Genomic DNA, 6,577 nt, shown 5'->3' with positions numbered 1-6,577 from the left:
ATGATGCCATCGCGATCGATAATAAAGCCCGAACCCTGACCGCGCAATAATTGCTGCTGTGGCAATCCCGTCAGTGCTTCATCCCCATAAAAGGGATCGATGCGGCGGGTAATCGTCCGTTCGGTATCGATCCGTACGACTGCCGACCCGACTAACTCTACCGCTTTACTGACAAAGCTGCTGCCACTATTATCCTTGGGGATGGCGATTGGTGGTACTGCGGCGATCGCCGGTAATGGTAACAAGGTTGCAATTATCAACACGATTGCCACGATCGCCGAACCTATTTTTGATTTCATATTACAGTCAGCGATAGGAAATAACTCTTATTTCTTTATTGTGCCAATTATTCATCAAAAAAAGGGATGAAACAGTGTTCCATCCCTCTTTTTATATTTACCGACCTCAAACCAGTTTAACCGCGACCGCTAGGTGCATTATTACGAGTGGGTGGTACTTCAGGTGGAATTGGTGCAGTCAAGACTGGGCTTGGCTTACAAGGACAACCGATCCCACCGCCAGCAATTACCAAAAACTGGTTGTAGTCGCTACCTTTGCCAGAAATGCCATCATTCCAACCGATTCTGACGCCTTGAGTACCCAAAGCAGTAGAGTCATTCTCGAATTGAGCTAACTGCGAGCCGCCATTTTTATCGGGCAGCGAATAGACAGTCGTAGTCCCTTTCCCTTTTTGGGTTGACTCTAGATAGAGCGCGTAGGTAGTACCTGCTTTGAAGGTGAATTCAGCAAAAGGCTTTCTGACAGCTTTACCCGCAGTACCTGCGGCATTTCTACCAGGTCGATCTTGAGCGCGAGCTTCGCTAATGAGCGGGGTCTTTTCGCCAGTAGCGAGATTGACCACACCAAAGGTAGATTGGGCAGCATTATTGGATTTGAGAAATTGAAATTCAATAATCGTATCCCGATCGAATTGAACGCCTTTGTCATTAAACTGTTCGGCCGCATTAGCGGGCTTAACAAGTCCGCCAAGAGCTAATGTGGCGACTGCACCACAGCTAACGAGCAGGTTCCGAAATTTAGATGTTTGTGTCATTGTGGTCTAGCCTAACTTTGTAGTAGTCAATGATGAATAGTGGCAGCGATCGAAGGTAACCAAATGCAAAAGAGCAACGTTAACATCGCTCTTTTGCATAGATGCCAGCTCGGATTGACGAACTTAGCATCGGAGATCGGATCTAGTTACCAGAGTTGGCTGACTACTGCTTGACCAGCAGTATTACCACCGTTGACAGATTCGATAAACTGGCGAGCTTCGGCTTTGGCATTGGCTAATTGGGTGGCGGCTTCGGCTTCTGCGGCTCTAGCTGCTACCAATTCTGGACGTGGTGCAGTGGTGTTGCTAGCTGTAGTGTCGGCATTGGGGCAACCACAACTGGCAAGATCGGCAACTTGACGGCCGTAGCGGACGGGAGTTGTATCGGAAACTGTGGGCTGAGATGCTTCTGCTTGAGCTAGAGCGGTTGCGGCTTGAGTGTAATTAGTTTGCGCGACACTGACGCTATTTGATAAGGCTGTTGCCCGACTGATGACTCCAGGACTGGGTGAGCCACTGCTGCCGCCAATCCCCACACCACCACCATTGGTAGTAGTGACATTACCGCCACTGGCATTACTGAATGTACCACCAGGGGGTGCGGTAGGGGGTGCAGTTTGAGCTTGAGCGATCTGAACCGATCCGATTGTTAGGGTGGCAGCGATCGCGCTACAACCAACAATTAATTTGTGACATTTCGAGATGTTTAGCATGGTCATTCAACCTTAAAATTGGTGATTGATTTATGAGTAATTGAAACAGTTGCCAGGTATTGGCAAGAGTTTAGCGGCTTTAGAAGTTAAAAGCTACACTCGCACCGAGGACAAATCTCGCGCTTTGGCCAGGGATGCCAGTAATATCCCGGAAGGCGGGAGTAATCACGAGTGGGAAGTTATCGAACGGAGCGACCGATATCCCTGCGGCTAAATCTTGTCCCGTCCATTCCACAACAGCACTGATCGGTCTAGCCACGCGGACGCCGACGGAACCAAAAACACCGATGCCACCACGATCGAGGCTAGTGTTGTTTGCATCGTACGGTACGAATACACCACTACCGACACCAGCCGTTAGGGCTACCCGACTGAAAGGTTGATTGATATCATCAACTGTCCGAAAGATCTTGGTACCGACTAGATAGTAAGAATTGTTCGGGTAATCCGAAGGACTGCTACCATTTCGACCTGCACCGAAGTTAACTTTGGCAAATTGGTTCCAACCAATGGCGACGGCAGTGTCTTCAGCTACGCGCTTGTGGAGTTTGCCACTAAAAGCACCACTACCAAAGGCCGCACTAGAACCGAAACTATTGAGAGCATAAGATACTTCAGCACCGATCGAGTTGGTCGCATCGCCTAAACCGATCCCGATCCCCGCACCACCGTCAGAGACGCAAGTTGGACCTCTAGTGCAACTTTGATAATCGAGCGAGAAAAATACTAAATTCTTGTCAGCACCAAAGCCAACGGGGTTGAAAATCGAAAATGCTGGAGATGTTTTGGGCTGATAACCACTGTCGCTGACCGGGGTTTCTTTGATTTTGTTGAGTTGCTCTTGGACGTCTTGACTGTCACCACTGGGAGTCGCTGGAGTGGTGGTACTCGGAGGAGTACTAGGGACTTCGGTCGGAGCGGGTGGAGCTGTGGGGGTTGGGGGTGGGGGTGGGGATTGAGCTAAAATATCACTAGCAACCATTGGTGTTGCTGTGAGCGATTGGTGGCGATCCGTGCCGGACAACCTACCCAAACTAGCTGCATTTCCAGTAACGGTATCCGTATTGGGTTTTACTTCAGGGTTGGCGTAAGTAGCTGATGCGCCGAATAAAGGCATCAGACAGCAGCTAACGTACCACATTAATCGCTTCATGATTGAAATTTCCCGAATATTTATTGAGCTGATGCGTGAATTTTTTGTAACTAACTGCTGAGATGGTGACATATCTAGTATAAATCCCAGCCAAAATGCCGATCTAAATTTAACTTTAAATATGTCTTGTATATTTCCCTAAATATTAACACGATCTTGTTTAATACCATCAGGCATGTTGCGCGATCGACATCTATCTTCGAGTATACTTTTGATGTTTCGGATTGACAAGGATCTAGCCAATCGTCCGCTCTTCCATCTAGATGGTCGTAAATTAATCAATCGAGATATATCGTTCGATCGAGAGATTATCCGATAGCATATTTCGCTTAGAAGTTAATGTATATAGACATCTGAGCCGATAGCTATCAGCATTTGTCTCGTTCAAATTACCGCAGTGTCGATTACTAGTCAAGACAATCGGCAACCTCGGTACCAAGACTTAATCGTCCCGATATTCAATTTTTTCCCGAATCAATTTATGCCGATTGATCGCACGGTGGGAGCTACCTTTAATTGTACCCATTAGATAGTCTCAAATAGCTACCCCGAATGGACGAGTAGATCGGTTGCGATCTATAGCGATCGCGTATTGACTAAAAATTAAAGATCCCCCTTAAATTGTGCCCACTCGATCGCCAAAATCAACATTTTGGTCTGAAGTATAGAGAAAATCTAGATGGTCGTGGCAGCTCGATCGCTAGAAGCTAGTATGAGATAATAAGATCTATTCAGCCAGATTGCCCCAGGCAAAGGCTCCGCCACCGAAAAAATTACTATCCCAATGCCGACAGCGATCGCCACATCTAACAGCAATGCCTTCCCCCTAAATGCGGTGGTCGGTCAAGAAGCCATTAAACTCGCCCTGTTACTAGCGGCTGTAGATCCGACTCTCGGCGGTGTGGCGATCTCTGGCGGTCGCGGTACGGCCAAATCAGTGATGGCAAGAGCAATTCACTCACTCTTGCCGCCGATCGAAATTACGGTTGGTGGCGTCAGTAATGGCGATCCGAATGCACCCAGTGAGTGGGATGACAAATTATTAGCATTACAAGCGACAGATCCTAGTGTCGAATTACCAACGGCAGTTGTTCCAGCTCCATTCGTGCAAATTCCCTTGGGCGTAACCGAGGATCGCCTCCTGGGTTCGGTCGATTTGGACAAATCCGTGCAGGCAGGAGCCTCAGTATTTCAGCCAGGACTCTTGGCACAGGCACATCGGGGCGTATTGTATATCGATGAGATCAATCTCCTCGACGACCAAATTGCCAACTTACTATTGAGCGTCCTGACTGATGGGCGCAATCAGATCGAACGCGAAGGGATCAGCTTTCAACATCCCTGCAAACCTTTGCTGATTGCCACTTACAATCCCGATGAAGGAGCATTGCGAGAGCATTTACTCGATCGAATTGCGATTTCGCTCTCAGCGGATGGTGTGCTGGAAATCGACCAACGGGTGGCCGCCGTCAGCCAAGCAATTTCCTATTCCGCATCACCCCAAGCTTTTCTCGAACAATATACAGAAGAAATCGATAATCTCAAAACTCAAATCTTGCTGGCACGAGAATGGTTGAAGGATGTCCAGATTAGCCAAGAACAGATTGCTTACCTAGTCACCGAAGCTCTGCGGGGCGGCGTGATGGGACACCGTGCCGAATTATTTGCCGTGCGGGTTGCCAAAGCAGCAGCAGCACTAGAAGGACGTACGAATGTCAATGCCGACGATCTCCGTCGAGCGGTAGAGCTAGTGATCGTCCCCCGCGCGACTGTCATCCAAACACCACCAGACGAAAATAATCCCCCGCCACCACCGCCACCGCCCCAGCAGCCCCAAGACAACTCCGAACAGGAACAAGAAGATAAAGAAGACGAAGACGAGCCAGAAAATGAAGACCAGCCAGACGAACCGCCGAATATCCCTGAAGAATTTGTCTTTGATATCGAAGGGGTGATTCTCGACGATACCGTCCTCTATTTCGCCCAAACCGCTCAACAAAAGCAGGGCAAATCCGGCAGCCGCAGTATGGTCTTTTCTGAAGATCGGGGTCGGTATGTCAAACCGATTTTACCCAAAGGGAAAGTCCGCCGGATCGCTGTCGATGCGACATTACGTGCGGCGGCACCCTATCAAAAATCCCGCCGTTTGCAGCAACCAGAGCGCAAGGTAATTGTCGAACAGGGTGATATTCGCGGTAAGAAATTAGCCCGGAGATCGGGTGCGCTGGTAATATTTGTCGTAGATGCATCGGGTTCGATGGCACTCAATCGGATGCAGTCGGCAAAAGGTGCGGTAATGCGTCTATTAACTGAAGCTTATCAAAATCGCGATCAAGTAGCCTTGATTCCCTTTCGCGGCGAACAAGCCGAGGTATTATTGCCACCGACTCGATCGATCGCGATGGCCAAACGCCGCCTGGAACGCCTTGCCTGTGGTGGTGGTTCGCCGCTAGCACATGGTTTGACTCAAGCCGTGCGGGTGGGTGTCAATGCTCAAAGTTCGGGGGATGTCGGACAAGTGGTGATCGTGGCAATTACCGACGGACGGGGCAATGTGCCGTTAGCCCGTTCATTAGGCGATACGATCGATCCAGAAGAGAAACCAGATATCAAACAAGAGTTGCTCGATATTGCCTCGCGGATTCGAGCAATCGGGATTAAATTATTAGTAATCGATACCGAAAATAAATTTATCTCGACGGGTTTTGCCAAAGAATTAGCCAAGCAAGCTAATGGTAAATATCATCATCTCCCCAAAGCTACCGAACAAGCGATCGCGGCTACTGCGATGAGTGCGATCGGGGATATGCGGTAATTTAGTAGCAGAAGTTGTAATGTAGACATTCTTCATCTTACAACTCCTGCCATAGTCAAATCTTAAACTTATCGATCGACAGATTTACCAGTGGCCAAATTACCAGATTCCGTTCTCACAAGTATCTTTACACTTCAACGCCAAATCATCGAGTGTATTGATGCAACCACAGCAACAGAATTTAGAATATTAGAACAACAAGGCGAAACGGCGGAAACTTTGCCTGAGCTTGAAGAACTGCAAAGTATCAGGGAAAAGCTATTGTCCCCATACTCACGATTTCACGTATTGCTACTAAGAGCTGCTGAGTCTCAGCCAGTCGCACCTAGTGATGTGTTAAATTTATTGTATCGCTCGATAGATGCTGCTGAAGCTACCCTAGATGCTAGTATCGCCAGCTTGCAAGAAATCCAACGTAATTGGAACTATTAACTATGAACGACCGACTGAGAATTCCCGACGCTGAAACTAGAGCTAGAAATATCGCGAATTTGAGAGAAGCTGGCAGGATGTTAGATTTATTGACTTTAGATTTAGATGAAATCATAGCCCTTCTAGATAAAGGTTTAAGAGAACAACGGCGAGCTAGATTATTAGCTAAATCTAAGTCTGTTCCCACATCAAAAATCGAGAGTTAATTTCAGCAGTATTGAAACAATTTAGAATCACTCGATCGGAAATACTTATCCTAAACTAAAGTTATTGTTAACGATCGAGAGAATTTCACTCAATTCGTCGATTGTGGCATCAGCCCCCTTTGGTGCGAACCAATGTGAATTACGTTTCCAGATGGTGTGCATCTTGGCATTTTTTGCACCTTCAATATCTGCTTCAGGATTGTC

At 47.8% G+C, this 6,577-nt stretch carries 6 protein-coding genes and 1 pseudogene; 3 read left to right on the top strand and 4 right to left on the bottom strand.

Translation table 11 applies throughout. The features are described 5' to 3' along the window. The 4 genes and pseudogenes from RMO27_RS15640 to RMO27_RS15625 form a co-directional block, all read right to left on the bottom strand. Window positions 1-299 (bottom strand): annotated as a pseudogene (locus RMO27_RS15640) (serine protease); the annotation flags it as partial. 116 nt (window positions 300-415) lie between these two features. Next, window positions 416-1,054 (bottom strand): hypothetical protein, encoded by a 639-nt coding sequence (locus tag RMO27_RS15635; protein ID WP_309734144.1) that lies wholly within the window; start codon window positions 1,052-1,054, stop codon window positions 416-418. A gap of 146 nt (window positions 1,055-1,200) precedes the next feature. After that, window positions 1,201-1,767: a hypothetical protein gene (locus RMO27_RS15630; protein ID WP_309734143.1), complete on the bottom strand. Its 567-nt coding sequence runs from the start codon at window positions 1,765-1,767 to the stop codon at window positions 1,201-1,203. 79 nt (window positions 1,768-1,846) lie between these two features. Next, window positions 1,847-2,920, bottom strand: a complete 1,074-nt coding sequence (locus tag RMO27_RS15625; protein WP_309734141.1) for a hypothetical protein — start codon at window positions 2,918-2,920, stop codon at window positions 1,847-1,849. Between the two features lie 784 nt (window positions 2,921-3,704). On the opposite strand from RMO27_RS15625, the gene bchD reads away from it, so the two are divergent. From bchD to RMO27_RS15610, 3 genes are all read left to right on the top strand, one after another. Further along, window positions 3,705-5,735, top strand: coding sequence for a magnesium chelatase ATPase subunit D (gene bchD / locus RMO27_RS15620; protein ID WP_309734140.1), 2,031 nt, complete (start codon window positions 3,705-3,707; stop codon window positions 5,733-5,735). 90 nt (window positions 5,736-5,825) lie between these two features. Further along, on the top strand, window positions 5,826-6,167 hold the full coding sequence (locus tag RMO27_RS15615; RefSeq protein WP_309734139.1) for a hypothetical protein: 342 nt from the start codon (window positions 5,826-5,828) through the stop codon (window positions 6,165-6,167). Between the two features lie 2 nt (window positions 6,168-6,169). Next, entirely contained in the window at window positions 6,170-6,373 is a 204-nt protein-coding gene (locus RMO27_RS15610; protein WP_309734137.1) for a hypothetical protein, read from the top strand. Window positions 6,374-6,577 lie beyond the last annotated feature (204 nt).

The sequence above is a fragment of the Chamaesiphon sp. OTE_75_metabat_556 genome (genome assembly GCF_031378165.1).
In the GTDB taxonomy this organism is placed as follows: domain Bacteria; phylum Cyanobacteriota; class Cyanobacteriia; order Cyanobacteriales; family Chamaesiphonaceae; genus Chamaesiphon.
The sequence above is the reverse complement of the archived record's forward strand: the minus strand, read 5'-3'. Positions and strand labels throughout refer to the sequence as shown.

Bases quoted from the DNA above. Each gene is read 5' to 3' on its own strand.
- bchD (WP_309734140.1), top strand. From the start codon at position 3,705: ATGCCGACAGCGATCGCCACATCTAACAGCAATGCCTTCCCCCTAAAT.
- RMO27_RS15635 (WP_309734144.1), bottom strand. From the start codon at position 1,054: ATGACACAAACATCTAAATTTCGGAACCTGCTCGTTAGCTGTGGTGCA.
- RMO27_RS15610 (WP_309734137.1), top strand. From the start codon at position 6,170: ATGAACGACCGACTGAGAATTCCCGACGCTGAAACTAGAGCTAGAAAT.
- RMO27_RS15630 (WP_309734143.1), bottom strand. From the start codon at position 1,767: ATGCTAAACATCTCGAAATGTCACAAATTAATTGTTGGTTGTAGCGCG.
- RMO27_RS15625 (WP_309734141.1), bottom strand. From the start codon at position 2,920: ATGAAGCGATTAATGTGGTACGTTAGCTGCTGTCTGATGCCTTTATTC.